General features: G+C 71.0%; 14 protein-coding genes. 6 read left to right on the forward strand and 8 right to left on the reverse strand.

What is annotated here, in order from left to right; translation table 11 throughout:
- Positions 1 to 85: 85 nt before the first annotated feature.
- The 4 genes from ACZ68L_RS07875 (at position 86) to ACZ68L_RS07890 (ending at position 4816) form a co-directional block, all read left to right on the forward strand.
- The gene (locus ACZ68L_RS07875) at positions 86 to 2806 is read left to right on the forward strand and encodes a M48 family metallopeptidase (RefSeq protein ID WP_469575023.1); all 2721 of its coding nucleotides are present in this window, start codon (positions 86 to 88) and stop codon (positions 2804 to 2806) included.
- A 107-nt stretch (positions 2807 to 2913) separates the two neighbouring features.
- Positions 2914 to 3588 (forward strand): peptide-methionine (S)-S-oxide reductase MsrA, encoded by a 675-nt coding sequence (gene msrA / locus ACZ68L_RS07880; protein ID WP_469575024.1) that lies wholly within the window; start codon positions 2914 to 2916, stop codon positions 3586 to 3588.
- A gap of 76 nt (positions 3589 to 3664) precedes the next feature.
- Positions 3665 to 4282, forward strand: a complete 618-nt coding sequence (locus tag ACZ68L_RS07885) for a DUF6461 domain-containing protein (RefSeq protein WP_469575026.1) — start codon at positions 3665 to 3667, stop codon at positions 4280 to 4282.
- 138 nt (positions 4283 to 4420) lie between these two features.
- A complete protein-coding gene (locus ACZ68L_RS07890; RefSeq protein ID WP_469575028.1) occupies positions 4421 to 4816 on the forward strand; it encodes a YrdB family protein in 396 nt (131 codons plus the stop codon).
- Between the two features lie 61 nt (positions 4817 to 4877).
- Here ACZ68L_RS07890 and gdhA read toward each other — a convergent pair whose 3' ends face one another.
- The 3 genes from gdhA to ACZ68L_RS07905 all read right to left on the reverse strand — a co-directional run bounded on the left by gdhA (position 4878) and on the right by ACZ68L_RS07905 (position 8560).
- Positions 4878 to 6257, reverse strand: coding sequence for an NADP-specific glutamate dehydrogenase (gene gdhA, locus ACZ68L_RS07895; protein ID WP_469575029.1), 1380 nt, complete (start codon positions 6255 to 6257; stop codon positions 4878 to 4880).
- Positions 6258 to 6475: 218 nt separating this feature from the next.
- Positions 6476 to 6646, reverse strand: a complete 171-nt coding sequence (locus ACZ68L_RS07900) for a hypothetical protein (protein ID WP_469575031.1) — start codon at positions 6644 to 6646, stop codon at positions 6476 to 6478.
- Positions 6647 to 6934: 288 nt separating this feature from the next.
- Complete coding sequence (locus ACZ68L_RS07905; protein WP_469575032.1) at positions 6935 to 8560, reverse strand: hypothetical protein; 1626 nt, start codon at positions 8558 to 8560, stop codon at positions 6935 to 6937.
- Between the two features lie 554 nt (positions 8561 to 9114).
- Between ACZ68L_RS07905 and ACZ68L_RS07910 the strand changes: the two genes are divergently transcribed.
- A complete protein-coding gene (locus tag ACZ68L_RS07910; protein ID WP_469575033.1) occupies positions 9115 to 9558 on the forward strand; it encodes an RDD family protein in 444 nt (147 codons plus the stop codon).
- A gap of 107 nt (positions 9559 to 9665) precedes the next feature.
- Here the strand turns inward: ACZ68L_RS07910 and ACZ68L_RS07915 are convergent, their stop codons facing one another.
- From ACZ68L_RS07915 to ACZ68L_RS07930, 4 genes are all read right to left on the reverse strand, one after another.
- On the reverse strand, positions 9666 to 10349 hold the full coding sequence (locus ACZ68L_RS07915; RefSeq protein WP_469575034.1) for an ABC transporter ATP-binding protein: 684 nt from the start codon (positions 10347 to 10349) through the stop codon (positions 9666 to 9668).
- Positions 10350 to 10393: 44 nt separating this feature from the next.
- Entirely contained in the window at positions 10394 to 11845 is a 1452-nt protein-coding gene (locus ACZ68L_RS07920; RefSeq protein WP_469575035.1) for an ABC transporter permease, read from the reverse strand.
- 164 nt (positions 11846 to 12009) lie between these two features.
- On the reverse strand, positions 12010 to 13275 hold the full coding sequence (locus ACZ68L_RS07925) for a L,D-transpeptidase (RefSeq protein ID WP_469575037.1): 1266 nt from the start codon (positions 13273 to 13275) through the stop codon (positions 12010 to 12012).
- 291 nt (positions 13276 to 13566) lie between these two features.
- Positions 13567 to 13971, reverse strand: coding sequence for a hypothetical protein (locus ACZ68L_RS07930; RefSeq protein WP_469575038.1), 405 nt, complete (start codon positions 13969 to 13971; stop codon positions 13567 to 13569).
- A gap of 108 nt (positions 13972 to 14079) precedes the next feature.
- Between ACZ68L_RS07930 and ACZ68L_RS07935 the strand changes: the two genes are divergently transcribed.
- The gene (locus tag ACZ68L_RS07935; protein ID WP_469575039.1) at positions 14080 to 14388 is read left to right on the forward strand and encodes a hypothetical protein; all 309 of its coding nucleotides are present in this window, start codon (positions 14080 to 14082) and stop codon (positions 14386 to 14388) included.
- Between the two features lie 256 nt (positions 14389 to 14644).
- Here ACZ68L_RS07935 and hutH read toward each other — a convergent pair whose 3' ends face one another.
- On the reverse strand, positions 14645 to 16195 hold the full coding sequence (gene hutH / locus ACZ68L_RS07940; protein ID WP_469575041.1) for a histidine ammonia-lyase: 1551 nt from the start codon (positions 16193 to 16195) through the stop codon (positions 14645 to 14647).
- Positions 16196 to 16315 lie beyond the last annotated feature (120 nt).

A 16315-nucleotide genomic window follows, 5' to 3' on the forward strand; every position in this document is an offset into this window, starting at 1 on the left:
CGGGACGACATACTCCGATTCCCCACGCGCACCACGACCACCACCGTCGCCGCCAACCACCCTTTCCGTGGGGGGAATCCGTCCGATGACCCTGACTCTGCGCGCCGTCCGCGCCGTTGCCCTGCTCGCCGGTTTCCACCTGCTGGGCGTCCTCCTGCTCGCCGTCCTCTGCGTCGCCGACTGGGCCGTTTTCCGCTGGGCGTGGCTTCCCGTCGCCGTGATGTTCCTCGCCCGCACCTCGGTGCCCGCGCTCTCGATCGTGCGCAGCATGTCCCTGCCGCGCACGCCGGAACACGACGACGTACGCGGGCTGCGCGTCGACGACTCCCGGCAGCCCCGGCTCTGGGCCATGGTCCGCGACCTCGCCGACCGGACCGGAACCCGCGCGCCCGACGACCTCGTGCTCACCGCCGAGGTGAACGCCTCGGCCGTCGAGCACACCAGGCTCCTCGGCCTGGTCGCCGGACGGCGCCGACTCCTCGTCGGTGTAACGCTGTTGGCCGGAATGTCCGAGGCCCAGCTACGTTTCGTACTCGCGCACGAGATGAGCCGCTACGCCCATTCCGACACCCGCCTCGCCGCGGTCGTCACACGCGGCCGGGACCGAACCGCCCGCGCCGTCGCCCACTTCCGGGAACAGGCGGAGAAGGCCGTCGCCAGGGAGCGGGAACGCCAGGAGCAGAAGGCCGCGAAGGCACGCGCCAAGGGCGGGAAGCCCAGGAAGATCGACCCGGGCCACGCCGGCGCCTCGTACCGCTTCCTGGCGGAGCGGTACCGGAGGTACCAACGTTTCTGCACACGCGTCACGATGTCCGACATCGGCCGTGCGAAGGCCGCGGCCGACGTCGCCGCCGTGCGGATCGCGGGCCGCGACGTGAGCGCGTGCGCGCTGCGCGAGTTCCAGGTCCTCGGCCGCACGCACGAGGAGTACATGGACTCGTACGCCCTGCTCGGCGTGAAGGCCGGGCTGCTGCCCCTGCCCGGCCAGGTCCTCGGCGGCCTCCGGCACGTGCTGGCCGCGCGCAGGGACGAGCTGGACGAGATGCGCGACTCCCTGCCGCCCGGAGCCGGCGCCTCTCGCACGCATGGGTTGTTCACGGAACGCATCGCCCGGATCGAGGCGCTGCCGGACGACGGGCGCGCGCCGGCGCCCGTGGCACCGGCCCTGGACCTGCTCGTCGACACCGAGCGCACGCTGGCCGCTGTCGAAGAGCAGGTGCTGGCACCGGAGCTGCTGCGACTGCGCCGGGTCGACTGGCCGGATCTGGCACACGAGTCGGTGGCGGTGCACGAGGAGACGACGACGCGGTACATGGTCAGGGCGGTCGCCTCGGTGACCGGCGGCGACGGTTCGGCGGCAGAGGCGCTCGACGCCGTGGACGCGGGCGCACAGTGGCAGATCGCCGACTGTCTCCACAAGTCCGCCAAGGCCCGGCAGGCGACCGGCCGCGTGGCCCGCGAGTTCGCCAGGCACGCATTCCGCTTCGGGCTGCGGAAACTGGCCGAGGCCGAGTACGTACGGCAGGGACGTGCCCGCTGGCGGCTTCCCTGGACCGACGACGAGGCATCCCTGGAGCTGCCGCCGGGCCACGCGGAGCTGCTCCCGGCGGCGCTGGACGCGTCGGTGGCGGATGTCCCGGACACAAAGCCGCTGCGCGCCCTGCTCGACCCCGACCTCCGCCCCCTTCCCCACGCCGCGCTTCCCCGCATCGAACCGGAGCCCTCCACGACCACACCCCGGCTGCTCCCGTCGGCCACCGCTCTGCGCGAGTACCTCCGGGCGAAGGCCCGGAAGAAGGTACGCAGGACGCCGCCGTGGACCGCCCCCGGGAGTACCTCCGACCCGCACGACAAGAAGATCCCCGACGAGGAAATCCGCGACGAGGAGATCCGCACCACCCTCCGCTCCGGCGACTGGCGGGCGGGCGCCGCCTTCCTCCGCAAAGCGGGCCGGGACCGGCAGGAGCGCTACCGGCGCGCCGCCGTCCTCCAGGACGAGGCCGCAATCGACGACACCTGGCTGCTGGCCTGGCGCGCCGAACGCCCCGAGGACGCGGGCGCGGCCCTCGTGCACGCCGGCGCGTTGATCGGCGTCGCGGCGCAGGTGCACGGTACGCGTCCGACGCAGCACCCCACGTGGGAGCAGTCCTCCGTCTTCCGCGAGGTGATGGCCAGGGCTCGCGAGGCATGCCACGAGGCCCAGGCGCTGGCGGGCGACGACCCGTGTCCGTACGTCGCCGAGATCCCCTGCGCCCTCGCCCTCGGCTACGACCGGGCCGAGTGCCGTGCCCTGTGGGCGAAGATCGTCCTGCGCGGCGGGCCTCACCTCGCGGCCCACGACACGGCGCTCCGGTACTGGTGCCACCGCTGGGCCGGCTCGTACCGGCAGGCCGGGTACCTCGCACACGAGGCGGCGAGGCGGAGCAGCCCCGGCCGGCTGCTCTCTCTGCTCCCGCTGTACGCCGCGTTCAAGGAGGAACGAAGCAGCTCGGAAACGGACCCGGACGAGTACTACAAGAGCCCGGAACTGATCGCCGCGGCCGACGCCTGCCTGGCCGACGTGGCTGCCGCCGACGCGGCCGACGACGGGGACCGGCGGCTGGTCCGGGCCCGCCACATGCTCGCCTGGACGCTGTACTGGCAGGACCGGTACGAGGAGGCGATGGAGCAGTTCCGCCTGATCGACTACCCCGTCGCCGACAACGTCCCGTCGCCGTACGCCCCTTGGTCGTACTACACGTCTCCGAAGAGCTTCTTCACCACGTGCCACGAGTACAGCGCCCTGAAGGTCGCGGAGGACGACTGACCGCGACCGACCGCCACGGACGCGGCGGGGCGGCGGGGGCGCCGGAATCTCCGGCGCCCGCACCGCGTTGTACGGACCGTAGACCACAGCCCCGGAGGAGCCCCCGCATGTTCCTGCAACGCCGTACCCCGCAGCTCCCCACCCCCGAGGAGGCCCTGAAGGGCCGCCCCACCCCCGAATTCACCGTCCCGTCCCGCCACACGGTCCTCGGCAACCCACTGCTGGGCCCGTACCCGGAGGGTCTGGAGGTCGCGGACTTCGCGCTGGGCTGTTTCTGGGGCGCCGAGCGCAAGTTCTGGCAGACGGACGGCGTCTGGACGACGCTCGTCGGCTACCAGGGCGGCTACACCGAGAATCCCGCGTACGAAGAGGTCTGCTCGGGCCTGACCGGCCACACGGAGGCGGTCCGGGTCGTCTTCGACCCGAAGAGCGTCTCGTACGCCGGGCTGCTGAAGCTGTTCTGGGAGTCCCACGACCCGACCCAGGGCTTCCGTCAGGGCAATGACGTGGGCACGCAGTACCGCTCGGCGATCTACACCCACTCCCCCGAGCAGGCGGCGGCCGTGGCGGCCTCCCGCGAGGCGTACCAGAAGGTCCTCACGGGCTCCGGCTTCGGCGAGATCACCACGGAGATCCTCCCGGCCGAGGGCCGCACGTTCTGGCCCGCCGAGGCATATCACCAGCAGTACCTCGACAAGAACCCGGCGGGCTACTGCGGGATCGGCGGTACGGGTGTCTCCTGCCCGATCGGTGTGGCCGCCGCGCCGACGACCGAGGACTGACGCGACAGGGCCCGGTCCGGTGATCCGGTCCGGGCACGCGCCCGGCGATGTCAGTGGCGACTGCCATGCTTGCGTCATGTCTGAAGCGACCGCGCATGACTATCTCTGGTTCGACGAGCACTTTCCCTCTCTGGCCGAGGCGTACTGCGTCACGCTGGTGCGCGGGTCGGCTCCCGACGCCCTGCTGACACGGCTGGGCGCGACGGAGCTGTGCCGCATAACCGGCGTCGACGCTCTCAGCGAGCCCGCGTACGAGGTCTGGGACACGCATGACGGAGACCGGTTGTTCGCCGGGGTGACCGGGGTCGGCGAGTGGGCACTGATGATCGAGCCCAATGGCTACCTCGGAATCAGCGACGAATTCCTCGTTCCGCTCTCGCGCGGAACGACGGCCGTGTCGCACTTCCGCAACGTCAACGCCGTTGATCACTTCAACTGGTACGAGGACGGCGAACGGCGACTCCACTTCGAGCCGCTCTTCGCCTACTCACGTGATGGCAGCGATCCCGACGGTTCCTTGGACGCCATGCGGGCGGCGGGCTTCGATCTGAGTGAGGACGACGAGCGGAGCTACGAGCTGCACACGGAAGCCGCCTTCGCACTCGCCGAGCGGCTGACGGGCGTACGGCTCACCCGCGAACTGCTCGACGCGTCCGAGTTCCTGTGCGGGCTCGTGCCTCTGCCCACGCCCTGACGACCGGCATCGAGCGTCACCCGGGCCGGGGGCGCTCCCTGAACCCGGGTGGAACCGGATGAAGACCGGCCACCGACCCCGGCCGGTCATCGCTTTCCGGCGGGGATCGGCCATCGGACGAAGAGGAGTTCTCCACCGATGACGAGCGAAGGCCGCGGCACCGCTGCCGTCCCGGCCGGGCGGCCCTGGTTCATGGTCAATGAAGTCGTGGCGTTCGTCGTCGAGTTGGCCGCGCTGGCCGCTCTGGCCTGGTGGGGATTCACCACCGGGGACGGCGTGGCCGGCCGGCTGCTGCTGGGGATCGGAACGCCGGCGGTGGCCATCGTGCTCTGGGGAATGTTCGCCGCCCCCCGCGCCCGTTTCCGGCCGCCCCTCGCGGGGGTTCTGCTGGTCAAGGCGGTGGTGCTCGGCGGTGGTGTGTGCGCCGTCCACGCGGTGGGACATCCGGTGGCGGCGGTGTTCTTCGGAGTCGTGGTGGTCGTGAACACGGGCCTGGCGGAGACCTTTCGGCGCCGCGCGCTGCCGGCCGCCTGACACCGCTCGGCCCGGCCGTGAAGGACGGCCGGGCCGAGCGGTCGTTCAAGGGGCCGGCGGATCAGATGAGGCCCTGCGCGAGCATCGCGTCCGCGACCAGTTCGAAGCCGGCGATGTTGGCGCCGACCACGTAGTTGCCGGGGCTGCCGTAGCGCTCCGCCGTGGTGTAGCAGGAGTCGTGGATGTGGCGCATGATCTCGGCGAGGCGCTCCTCGGTGTGGGAGAACGTCCAGGAGTCGCGTGAGGCGTTCTGCTGCATCTCCAGGGCGCTGGTGGCGACGCCGCCCGCGTTGGCCGCCTTGCCGGGGGCGAAGGCGACGCCCGCCTCCTGAAGGACGCGTACGGCCTCCGGTGTGGTGGGCATGTTGGCGCCCTCGGCGACGGCCTTCACACCGTTGCGCACGAGGGTCAGCGCGTCGGCCTCATGGAGCTCGTTCTGGGTGGCGCAGGGCAGGGCCACATCGCAGGGGACGTTCCAGACGCCGGCACCGGCGACGTACCTGACGTGTTCGCCGCGCCGCTCCGCGTACTCGGAGACCCGGCCGCGGCCGGCCTCCTTGATCTCCTTGAGCAGGGCGAGGTCGATGCCCTTCTCGTCCACGACGTAGCCGTTGGAGTCGGAGCAGGTCACCACCGTCGCGCCGAGCTGCTGGGCCTTCTCGATCGCGTAGATCGCGACATTGCCCGAGCCCGAGACGGCGATGCGCTGCCCGTCGAGGGACTCGCCCCGGCTGCGGAGCATCTCGGCGGTGAAGAGGACGCAGCCGTACCCGGTCGCCTCGGTGCGCGCCTGGGCGCCGCCCCAGCCCAGGCCCTTTCCGGTGAGGACTCCGGACTCGTAGCGGTTGGTGATCCGCTTGTACTGACCGAACAGGTAGCCGATCTCCCGGCCGCCGACGCCGATGTCACCGGCGGGAACGTCGGTGTACTCCCCGAGGTGACGGTGGAGTTCGGTCATGAACGACTGGCAGAACCGCATGATCTCGGCGTCGGAACGGCCCTTCGGGTCGAAGTCGGCGCCGCCCTTGCCGCCGCCGATGGGCATGCCGGTGAGCGCGTTCTTGAAGATCTGCTCGAAGCCGAGGAACTTCACGATGCCGAGGTTGACCGAGGGGTGGAAGCGCAGTCCGCCCTTGTACGGACCGAGCGAGCTGCTGAACTCGACGCGGAAGCCGCGGTTCACGTGGATGTCGCCGGAGTCGTCGGACCACGGCACGCGGAAGATGAGCTGGCGCTCCGGCTCGCAGACGCGCTCGATGATCCGGGCGTCCACGAACTCGGGCCGCTTGGCGAGGACCGGGCCGAGGGTCTCCAGGACCTCTCGTACCGCCTGGTGGAATTCCTTCTCGCCCTGGTTGCGGCGGAGTATCTCCGCGTACAGCGGCTCGATGACACGGTTCTCGGTGGCGTGCGGGGTAGCGGAGTCAGGGGTGACCGGCATCTGATCAAGACCTTCCGTGGGTCGGCAGTGCGCGCGAAGGTGCCCCCGTCCCGAAGGGCACCAGCGGTCCCCCTCCCCATTGAGGGCGTCGCCCGGTATCGCGCGCTCTGCGGCTCACGAAAGCGACGTACAGAACCGTTGTGGCATACCGATTGTCCCAGTGACCCGGAAAGATGCGCCACGGTATCCGCATAGTGGGCCCCCGGCCGTGGCCGAGTTCATGCGTCGGCCGGGCGGCGCAGCATCCACAGGCCCGCGCCGGACGCGAGGACGACCACACCGGAGACGACGCTCAGCGCGATCTGCAGGCCGCCGTCCCCCACGAGGAAGTTCAGGCAGACGTTCGCGGCGACCGCCGCGCACAGCACGGTCCAGAGCAGTGCTTTCATGATGATCCTCCGTGGTCGGGGTGGTCTCTCGTGATGGCTCCATCCTTCCGTCGCACGCCCGTCGCCACGAGGGACCGGCCACCCGGAACGGTGGTGTAGCCAGCTGCACCGTGGTGCGGGGACGCGTAGCCGGCCGCACCGTGGTCCGGAGAGCCGGGGCCCGCTGCCGGGACCGGCCGCCCGTGCCGGGTCCTCGTCACCCACCGCCCACGGGCCGGGAGACGGCCCGGCCACCGGCACGGGGCCCGCACGACCCGTCGTCCGTCGGCGCGGGCGCCGCGTACCGGCTCAGCATTTTCCCTGCCGGAGCAGTCCGTACGAGGAGTCGATCCGGTACTCCCCGGCCGCCGGCGCCTTCAGCCGGGTCCACTCGCCCGCCCGCTCCACACAGCCGGTGTCGGTCCGGAGCCAGGGGGAGTAGGCGACACGCAGGATCACGGACCCGCGCGCGCGGGTCCGTACGACGAGTCCGGCGCCGTCGCCGCGGACGACGGACGAGCCGGCGCCCAACACCATGGGCGTCGCGTCCTCCACCCGGTAGACGCGCCAATGTGTGTCCTGCCACACGGGCCTCAGCCAGCCCGGCTCGTCGCGCACGAGCGCGGCCACGTCCTTCGCGGCCCAGTCCGGGGTGCCTTCCGGCAGGACGATGTATCCCACCGCCCACCGGTGAAGCCAGTCGCGGTACTTCTCGGCGGAGAAGGAGCCTTCGTAGAAGAGCGCGCCGCGCTCCACGTCGAGCTGGCGATTCCAGCCACGGGCCAGATTGACGTGGGGGCCGAGGGCGCTCGTCTCCCGGTGATTGACGGCGGGCACCACTTCGACGCGTGTGCGATCGGCCCCGAGGCGGTCGAGGGCGGCCACCACCCCCTTGGTCTCCGTGGCCCAGGCCGGGACGGGAGTCGACATCTCCAGCACATGGACGGCGTGCTGCGTGACCCACTGGAGGGACAGGGCCAGGGCCGCGCCGAAGGCGGCCTTTTGCCAGAACCGCACCCCGTGGGCAAGCAGCGCGGCGAGCAGGACCGGTGGTCCGAACAACTCGGCGAGGCGGATGACGTTGGAGCCGACCGGCGACGGAACGAGAACGGTCAGCACGACCCCGACCGCGTAGACCCCCGCGCCGAACCGCAGCACACGCCACTCCCGCGGCGCCGCCGCGAGGAGCAGCACGCCGAAGAGGACCGGCTTCCAGACATCGCTCGTCGCCATCGGCATCTCGCCGCTGAAGGGAAACAGCAGGGTGGTCAGTCCCACCACGGCGGCGGGCGGGGCACACAGCACGGCGGCCCGTCGCCAGTCCCGGTCCAGCAGCCAGCCCGCGCCCGCGACCAGCAGGAAGAGTCCGGCGACCGGACTGGCCATGGTCGCCAGCGCGCCGAGGACGGCGGAGCGGACCAGGCGGCGCGAGCCGCCCACGAGCGCCAGGCAGGAGCCCAGCCCGAGGGCCACCCCCAGGGCGAAGGTGGAACGGCCGGACGCCACATTGCACCAGAGGGTCAGCGTTGCCAGCAGAGCGGGCCACAGGGGACTGCGCATCCCACTGCGGACGCACAGGCTCGCCGCCAGCCAGGAGGCGGCCACCCCCGAGAGCACGGTGACGGTCCGCACGCCGAGCACCGCCATCAACTGCGGTGCGACGACGCTGTAGTTGGCGACGTGGATTCCCCCGTACCAGGAGAGGTTGTACGGGGTGCCGGGATGCCGTGCCACGAAATCGGTCCAGGCCACCTGAGCCGCGAGGTCTCCGCCGCCGGTGGCGAGAAGAGCCGCCCAGAGCGCGTGGAGCGGCACGGAGAGGGCCGTGGCCAGGAGCGGCACGCGATGCCTCTGCCAGACGGCGTCGACCCGCTGGGACCCGTCGGGGCGCGTACGTTGCGTGGGCAGTTCGGGCGTCTCGACGGAGGGTTGCACAGGCAGTTCCGTTCAGTGGCTGAGCGGGAGCGGCGGTGAACACGCTAGCGCTGCGACCGGAAGGGTTCACCGGCTCGCGACACCCGGCATGGCACCTCGCCACGTTGTCGCCCCACCCGAGTGCGTCCGGCACGAGGGCGGTCCTCCGCCGTGCGACGCACCGCACCGGACGCCGCGACCTTCCGGCAAACCTTTCCGGCCACAGCACCGGCGTCCCTCGCTCGGATCACGCCGGGCTCGCGTGCCCCGGTCGCTGATCCGGCCTGATCCGGACGACCCCGGGTGCGACGTGGCAAAAACGCGCCCCTGCGCGGGCAGGGACGTGAGTGCGCATCCGGGGCACGTGGGAGCGGGCGATCGGACATGATGCCGTCATGACGACGCCACGGGGGCACAGACGTACCCCGAGCTGTTCCCGGCCGACGACCGCACCGGCCACCCGCCCGCCGCTGGGACACGGGCGGCCAGGGCCTGCGGGACCGTACGGCCGCCCGGCGCTGCCGCCCGTCCCCGGGCAGCGCGCCGCGCCGCGCGTCCCGCCGCGGGTGGGCGACATGCGCCGCTATCTCGCCATCGGCCTCGACGGCTACCTCTGTCTGGTCACCGGCGGCTTACTCGCCCGGCCGTACGTGGTCACGGCCGACATCGCCGAGGCCGTCGGTCTGCTCCTCGGCCCCGCGCTCGCCTTCTCGTTCCTCAATCACGTGGTCCTCACCGCGCTCGCCGGAGGCGGCGCGGGCAAGCTGATCATGGGGATACGGGTGATCGGACTGCCCGACGCCGGACGCCCGGGGCCCGGCCGGCTGGTGCGGCGCTGGCTGTACGGACTGGGCCGGCTGCCGTTGCAACCGTGGTACGCGCTGCGCGCGTACCTCACGGGCCCCGGCCCCCTTCCCCTCAGCGCCCTCTGGAGCAGCGGGCAGACCGATCCGACGGGATTGCGCCAGGTCCGCCGCAGCGACCTCGTCGCCCACCGGAACGCCGCGGCCCACCGGTGAACCCGGCCGGGACCGCGGCCGCCCACCACTGACCCCGGACCGGCCACGCCCCGCGGCCGGTCAGGACCCCGGCCTCACCGGCCCGGCCGGCCCCCGCACGTCCCCTCTCAGGCCGCCGCGTTCTCCGTGATGGTGACCTCGCCCTTGCGGATGGTCGCCAGCCGTGGCGCCCGCCGGGCGATGGCGCTGTCGTGCGTGACCATGATGAAGGTCAGTCCGTGCTCCTTCCACATGGTCTCCAGCACCTCCATGACCTCGTCGCGCATCGACTCGTCGAGGTTGCCGGTGGGTTCGTCGGCGAGCAGCACCTTCGGCCGCTTCACCAGCGCTCGGGCGATCGCCACCCGTTGCTGCTGGCCCCCGGACATCTCGCCGGGCAGATGCCCGAGCCGTTCACCGAGTCCGACGGAGTCCAGTGCCTCGGCGGCCCGCCTGCGCCGCTCGGACGCCTTGCCGCCCAGCGGCACGAGCGCGGTCTCGACGTTCTCCTGGGCGGAGAGCGTCGGGATGAGGTTGAAGCTCTGGAAGACGAAGCCGATGTTCTGCGCGCGCACCTGGGTGAGCTTGGCCTCGCCGAGCTTCGCGAGGTCCACACCGTCGAGTTCGACACTGCCGCTCGTGGGGCGGTCGAGACCGCCGAGCATCTGCAGCAGCGTGGACTTGCCGCCGCCGGTGGGGCCCTGGATGACCAGCCGTCCGCCGTCCTCGATGGTCAGGTCCACACCGGCGAGCGCGTGGACGGTGGTCTTGCCGCGCGTATAGCGCTTGGTGACGTCTCTGAGCGTATACATGGGTCAACTCCTGCTGGAACAAAGGGGGTGGGACGCCGGGGGGGCTATTCGACGCGGCGCAGGGCGTCGGCGGGGCGCAGCCGGGAGGCCCGCCAGCCGCCGAACGCGCCGGCGATCAGCCCGCCCGCCACGGCCAGGGCGACGGCGATCAGGATGATGGAGAGCGAGACGGGTGCGGTCAGCGCGACGTCGAGCGTCCTGGCCGCGCCGGGACCGCCCGGACCGGCCATGAACCTGCCGCCGCCCGAGGAGCCGAGCTGTGCGGTGAGGGTGGGGCTGATGGCGGTCACGACGTACGCGCCGGCGAGTCCGACGGCGATGCCGAGCACCCCGCCCAGCAGCCCGTTGACGAGCGCCTCGCCGACGACCTGGCGGGTGACCCGGCCGCTCTTCCAGCCGAGCGCCTTGAGGGTGCCGAACTCCCGGACCCGGCGGCTGACCGCCGAGGAGGTGAGCAGCCCGGACACCAGGAAGGCGGCGGCCAGAACCGCGATCGACAGCCACTTGCCGACGCCTGCGGCCAGGTCGGAGGCGGTGGAGAGGGAGCCGGAGACGGTGTCGGCCAGATCGGCGGAGGTGGTGACCGTCGTGTCCGGGACGTTCTTCTGGATGGTGGACTTGACCTTGTCGATCTGCTGCGAGTCCGCGGCCTTCACATAGACCGTGGTGACCTTGTTCTTCGAGTCGGCGAGGGTCTGCGCCCGCTTCAGCGGGATGTAGAGGTTGGCGGCCGCGTCACCGCTGTCGGCGGTCGAGACCCCGACGATCGTGAACTTGGTCCCGTGGATGGTCACGGTCTTGCCGACGTCGAGCTTCTTCTCCTTGGCGTACGCGGAGTCGACGACGGCGACCTTCGCGTCGGTCTCGGACGTCTTGAACGTACGGCCCTTGGTGATCTTCGAGGAGGTCAGCGGGCCGAGGCCCTGCTGGGTGACATCGGTGCCGTACACGGAGTAGGCGTTGACATCGAAGGAGGCACCGCCGCCCCGGACCTCGCCCTGCGGCTGCGCGGCGCCGCCGCCCTGCCCGCCGGGACCGCCCCGGTTGTCCTGGCCTCCCGTGTCGCCCTGCTGCTTGAACTCGCCGCGCTTGAACTGGCCGTCGACCTTCATGACGTTCAGGCTGAGTCCGCCGACGGCGCCCGCGACACCGTTCTGTCCACCGATCGCGGCGACGGTGGAGGAGGCCAGCGTCTGGAAGCCCTGTACCAGGACCCGGTCGCTGCTCTGTGTCGAGTCGTCGTCGATGCCCTTGGCGTCGAACTCGAACTTCGGGCGTCCGCCGCCGGAGCCGGGAGCGACGGCGGCCTTGGTGACCGTCATGTCCGTACCGAGGCCGTACAGCGATTGCAGGACCTTGTCCTGGGCCTTGCTCATGCCGGAGGAGACCGAGCTGACGACGATGACCAGCGCGATGCCCAGGGCGAGTCCCGAGGCGACGACCAGCGCCGCCTTTCTGCGGCGGCGCAGCTCGCGCCGGAGGTAGGTGAAGAACATGGCGCGAAGCTACGGACCGGTCGTGATGGTGGGTTAAGGCCACGATGAGAGCCGGATGAGAACACCGCGTACGCCGAAGGCGGCGGCACCGCGGATCCGAGGGGATCCGGGTGCCGCCGCCTCCGTACGGGATTCGGGACTGCGGGAGGGATGGTGCGTGCGGGTCAGGCCTGGGAGCCCGCCGTCCACTCCGCCCAGCTCATGTTCCAGCCGTTGAGGCCGTTGTCGGGGGTGATGTTGCGGTCCGGGGAGTTCTTGACGATGACCACGTCGCCGACGAGGGAGTTGTTGTAGAACCAGGCGGCGGGCTGGTTGGCGTCGTTCGCGCCCTTCACGTCGGCGAGACCGACACAGCCGTGGCTGGTGTTGGCGCTGCCGAAGATCGACCGCGCGCCCCAGTAGTTGCCGTGGATGAAGGTGCCCGAGGTGGAGAGCCGCATGGCGTGCGGCACGTCCTTGATGTCGTACTCGCCCTTGCCGTCGCCGTCGGTGAAGCCGACCGTCGCGCCGTTCATCCGGGTCTCCTTGAACTTCTCGGAGATCACCATCTGCCCGTTGTACGTGGGGTTGGCGGAGGAGCCGGAAGAGATCGGGATGGTCTTGATCGTCTTGCCGTTCTGGGTGACGGTCATCATCTTCGTGTTGGCGTCGACCGTCGAGACCTGGTTGCGGCCGATCTTGAAGGTGACCGTCTTCTGCTGCACACCGAAGACGCCGTTCGCGCCCTCGACGCCGTCCAGCGCCAGCTTCAGCGTGACGGTGGAGCCGCCCTGCCAGTAGTTCTCGGGGCGCAGGTCGAGACGCTGCGCGTTGAACCAGTGTCCGACGACCTGCTGGCCGCTGCTGGACGTCACGGTGATCCCGTCCTGGACGGCCTTCTTGTCCGTGATCGGCTTGTTGAAGTTGACCGAGACCGGCATGCCGACGCCGACCGTGGAGCCGTCCTCGGGGGTGAAGTTGCCTATGAAGCTGTTGGCGGGCGAGACGGTGGTGAACGAGGAGTTCTCGTGTGCCTCGCGGCCCTTGGAGTCCTTGGCCGTCGCGCTGATCTTGTACGTGGTCGAGCGCTCCAGCTGGACGTCCGGCTTCCAGCTCTTGCCGTCGGCGGCGAGCGTGCCCTTGACGGCCGCACCGGCCTGCGTGGTCATGGCGACCTGGGACAGCGTGCCCTTGGCGACAGTGACCTTCGCGTCGTTGTTGATGCTCGCGTTGGTCACGCCGTTCTTCGGCGCGATCGCGATCTGCGCCTCGGACGCGTCCTGGGCCGCCGCCTTGTCGACCTCGGCCTGCGACTTCTTCGAGCTCTGGGCGCTGCCGCCGCTCGCGTCGCCTTCGTTGCAGGCAGTGAGCACCAGCACGCCGCCAAGCAGTGCGGACGCGGCCATCAGGCCCCTGCGCCGCTTGCTTCCCGTCATCACACGCTTCTCCATCGTTGCCGAATCCCCAAAAACCCCGAGCAGAGCCGCCGACGCCCGGCGAAACCCGTCAATGTTCCTAGAACCCATGGAAAGGGTCCTTCGTTCCACATCCAAGAGAGATGTGGGGAACAACACTCACCGACGCATCCGTAGCAGCGGTGGTTCCCGCTTCCGATCACGTATATGCGAGACCGGTACGCACCACGGCCCCGGCCCACGGAAAGCGGGCCGGGGCCGGTGCTTCACACCTGCCGGAGCCGTTGTTCCGCGCCGCCGCTCACGTCGTTGTGTCCGCCGTCGTCCTCACCCATTGTGCGGGACGACCTCGTCGACCTCGTCGACCTCGTCGACCTCGTCGACCTCGTCGTCCTCATCGCCGCCCTCCTCGTCCTCGTCGAGGTCCCAGCCGTCCGGGTCGTCCGGGTCGTAGTCGACGGTCTCGCTGGTCCAGGACGCCTGAGCGAGTTCGACCCCCGGCACCTCGCTGACCAGGTCGAACGGATCGACGAGGGAGGCGAGGGCCTCCGCGCCGTCCTCCCGCACGGCCTCCTCGGCCCGTACGCGTTCCTCGGCGGCCTCACCGCCGGGCTCCCCGTACTCGGCGGCGATGGACTCCAGCGCGGTGCCGCTGAGGGCGTCGGGGTCCGTGATCTCCAACACCATTTCGACGCGAAGCCGAACAAACCGTGATGTCTCAGAAGTGCTCATGTGCCGGAGCGTAAGCTCCCCGCCCCTGCGACTTTCCCGCGACCCGCTGCTTTCACTAGCATCGGCGTACAGGCCTAACTCACGGCTGTGACAAGGGGGATCGATTCCGTGGCCGCTGCTCGCCGCCCGCTCCTGACCGCCACCGCCGCGGGCACGTTGCTGGCCGCCCTGTGGTTCGTCCCGTCCGCCAACGCGACGGACGAATCGGCCGGCGCTCCGGGCGCCCGGAGCCGGCAGGCCACCGCCGCCGAAGGCACCGCGACGGGCCCGAGGCTCGCCGACACCGGCGCCGGGGTCGACACCACCCCGTATCTGATCGGCGGCACCGCGTTCCTGGCCATCGGCGCGGCGTTCGTCACCTGCTCGGTCCGCCGCACCCACGGTTCGATGCGCCGCACCGACGCCCTGTCCGCCTGAACAGGCCGGGATCTTCAGGGTTCTTCGTCCCGATCATGCCGGACCGGGCACCGGACCCCGCTCCCTGATCCGGCCCGATCCAGACGAAAGGCCCCCAGGACCTCTCGTATGGATCAGGCCGGGCTCGCGTGCCCCGGTGCCGCGCCTCGCCGCGTTGTCGTCGGTCGCCATGGCGCCGCCATGACTCCCTCCTCCGCCTTGCGATCCACGGCACCGGACCCCGCTCCCCGATCCGGCCCGATCCAGACGAAAGGCCCTAGGCCAGCGGTCCGGTGACCGGCTCGACCGCCGCGACCAGCTTTCCGGTACGGACGAACGCGTCCGCCGCGGCCAGGTCCGGCGACAGGAAGCGGTCCGGCCCCGGCCCCTGGACACCCGCCGCACGCAGCGCCTCGATGGCCGCCTGCGAGGCGGGGGCGGGAACGAGGCCCTGCGCGGCGCGCAGTTCGATGGCGCGGGTCGCCGCGTACAGCTCCACGGCGACGATCCGGGCGAGGTTGTCGACGGCGGTACGGAGCTTGCGCGCCGCCGACCAGCCCATGGAGACGTGGTCCTCCTGCATCGCGGAGGACGGGATCGAATCGGCCGAGGCGGGGACCGCGAGCCGCTTCATCTCGCTGACCAGGGCGGCCTGGGTGTACTGCGCGATCATCAGGCCCGAGTCCACCCCGGCGTCGTCGGCGAGGAACGGCGGCAGCCCGTGCGAACGGTTCTTGTCCAGCAGCCGGTCGGTGCGGCGCTCGGTGATCGAACCGAGGTCGGCGGCGACGATCGCCAGGAAGTCGAGGACGTACGCGACGGGGGCGCCGTGGAAGTTCCCGTTGGACTCGACCCTGCCGTCGGGCAGGACGACGGGATTGTCGACGGCGGAGGCCAGTTCGCGGGCCGCGACGATGCCGGCGTAGTCGAGGGTGTCGCGTCCGGCGCCATTGACCTGGGGGGCGCAGCGCACGGAGTAGGCGTCCTGCACACGGGGCGCGTCGTCCTGATGGTGACCGGTGAGGCCGGAACCGGCAAGCACCCGCAGCATGTTGTCGGCGCTGACACCCTGGCCCGGGTGCGGGCGGATGGCGTGCAGTTCCGGGGCGAGCACCTTGTCCGTGCCGAGCAGCGCCTCCAGGGAGAGGGCGGCGGTGATGTCGGCCGAGGTGTAGAGGTTCTTCAGGTCGGCCAGGGCCATGACGAGCATGCCGAGCATGCCGTCGGTGCCGTTGAGGAGGGCGAGGCCCTCCTTCTCGCGCAGCTCGACCGGGGCGATGCCATGAGCGGCGAGCAGCTCACCGGCGGGGCGCACGGTGCCGTCGGGACCCTCCGCGTCGCCCTCACCCATCAGCGTCAGCGCGCAGTGGGAGAGCGGGGCCAGGTCGCCGGAGCAGCCGAGCGAGCCGTACTCGTGGACGACGGGGGTAATGCCCGCGTTGAGGACGTCGGCCATGGTCTGCGCGACCTCGGGGCGCACACCGGTGTGCCCGGAGGCGACCGTCTTCAGCCGCAGGAACATCAGGGCGCGGACGACCTCGCGCTCGACCCGCGGGCCCATGCCGGCGGCGTGCGAGCGGACGATGTTGCGCTGGAGCTGTGCCCGGAGGTCCTGGCTGATGTGCCGGCTGGCCAGCGCTCCGAAGCCGGTGGAGACGCCGTAGACCGGCTCGGGCTTGGCGGCGAGCGCCTCCACGATCTCGCGGGCGGCGGCGAGCGCGCTCACGGCGTCCGCGGAGAGCTCGACGCGGGCGTTGCCGCGGGCCACGGCGATGACGTCCTGGGCGGTGGTGCCGGACGTCCCCACCACGACTGTATGCATATCCATATTCAGAAGCGTACGGATTGAATCCCTTCATGTCACTAGTGGTCGCGCGGTTGACCCCTTACGGCCTCGCCCGCGATTGTCAGCGGCGTCGCGGTGTCCGGGACCTCCGCCTCCGGCGTT

Source organism: Streptomyces sp. NPDC104309, from assembly GCF_055584025.1.

Coding starts and splice junctions, on each gene's coding strand:
- ACZ68L_RS07875 (WP_469575023.1), top strand. CDS start 86: ATGACCCTGACTCTGCGCGCCGTCCGCGCCGTTGCCCTGCTCGCCGGT.
- msrA (WP_469575024.1), top strand. CDS start 2,914: ATGTTCCTGCAACGCCGTACCCCGCAGCTCCCCACCCCCGAGGAGGCC.
- ACZ68L_RS07885 (WP_469575026.1), top strand. CDS start 3,665: ATGTCTGAAGCGACCGCGCATGACTATCTCTGGTTCGACGAGCACTTT.
- ACZ68L_RS07890 (WP_469575028.1), top strand. CDS start 4,421: ATGACGAGCGAAGGCCGCGGCACCGCTGCCGTCCCGGCCGGGCGGCCC.
- gdhA (WP_469575029.1), bottom strand. CDS start 6,257: ATGCCGGTCACCCCTGACTCCGCTACCCCGCACGCCACCGAGAACCGT.
- ACZ68L_RS07900 (WP_469575031.1), bottom strand. CDS start 6,646: ATGAAAGCACTGCTCTGGACCGTGCTGTGCGCGGCGGTCGCCGCGAAC.
- ACZ68L_RS07910 (WP_469575033.1), top strand. CDS start 9,115: ATGCGCCGCTATCTCGCCATCGGCCTCGACGGCTACCTCTGTCTGGTC.
- ACZ68L_RS07915 (WP_469575034.1), bottom strand. CDS start 10,349: ATGTATACGCTCAGAGACGTCACCAAGCGCTATACGCGCGGCAAGACC.
- ACZ68L_RS07920 (WP_469575035.1), bottom strand. CDS start 11,845: ATGTTCTTCACCTACCTCCGGCGCGAGCTGCGCCGCCGCAGAAAGGCG.
- ACZ68L_RS07925 (WP_469575037.1), bottom strand. CDS start 13,275: ATGGAGAAGCGTGTGATGACGGGAAGCAAGCGGCGCAGGGGCCTGATG.
- ACZ68L_RS07930 (WP_469575038.1), bottom strand. CDS start 13,971: ATGAGCACTTCTGAGACATCACGGTTTGTTCGGCTTCGCGTCGAAATG.
- hutH (WP_469575041.1), bottom strand. CDS start 16,195: ATGGATATGCATACAGTCGTGGTGGGGACGTCCGGCACCACCGCCCAG.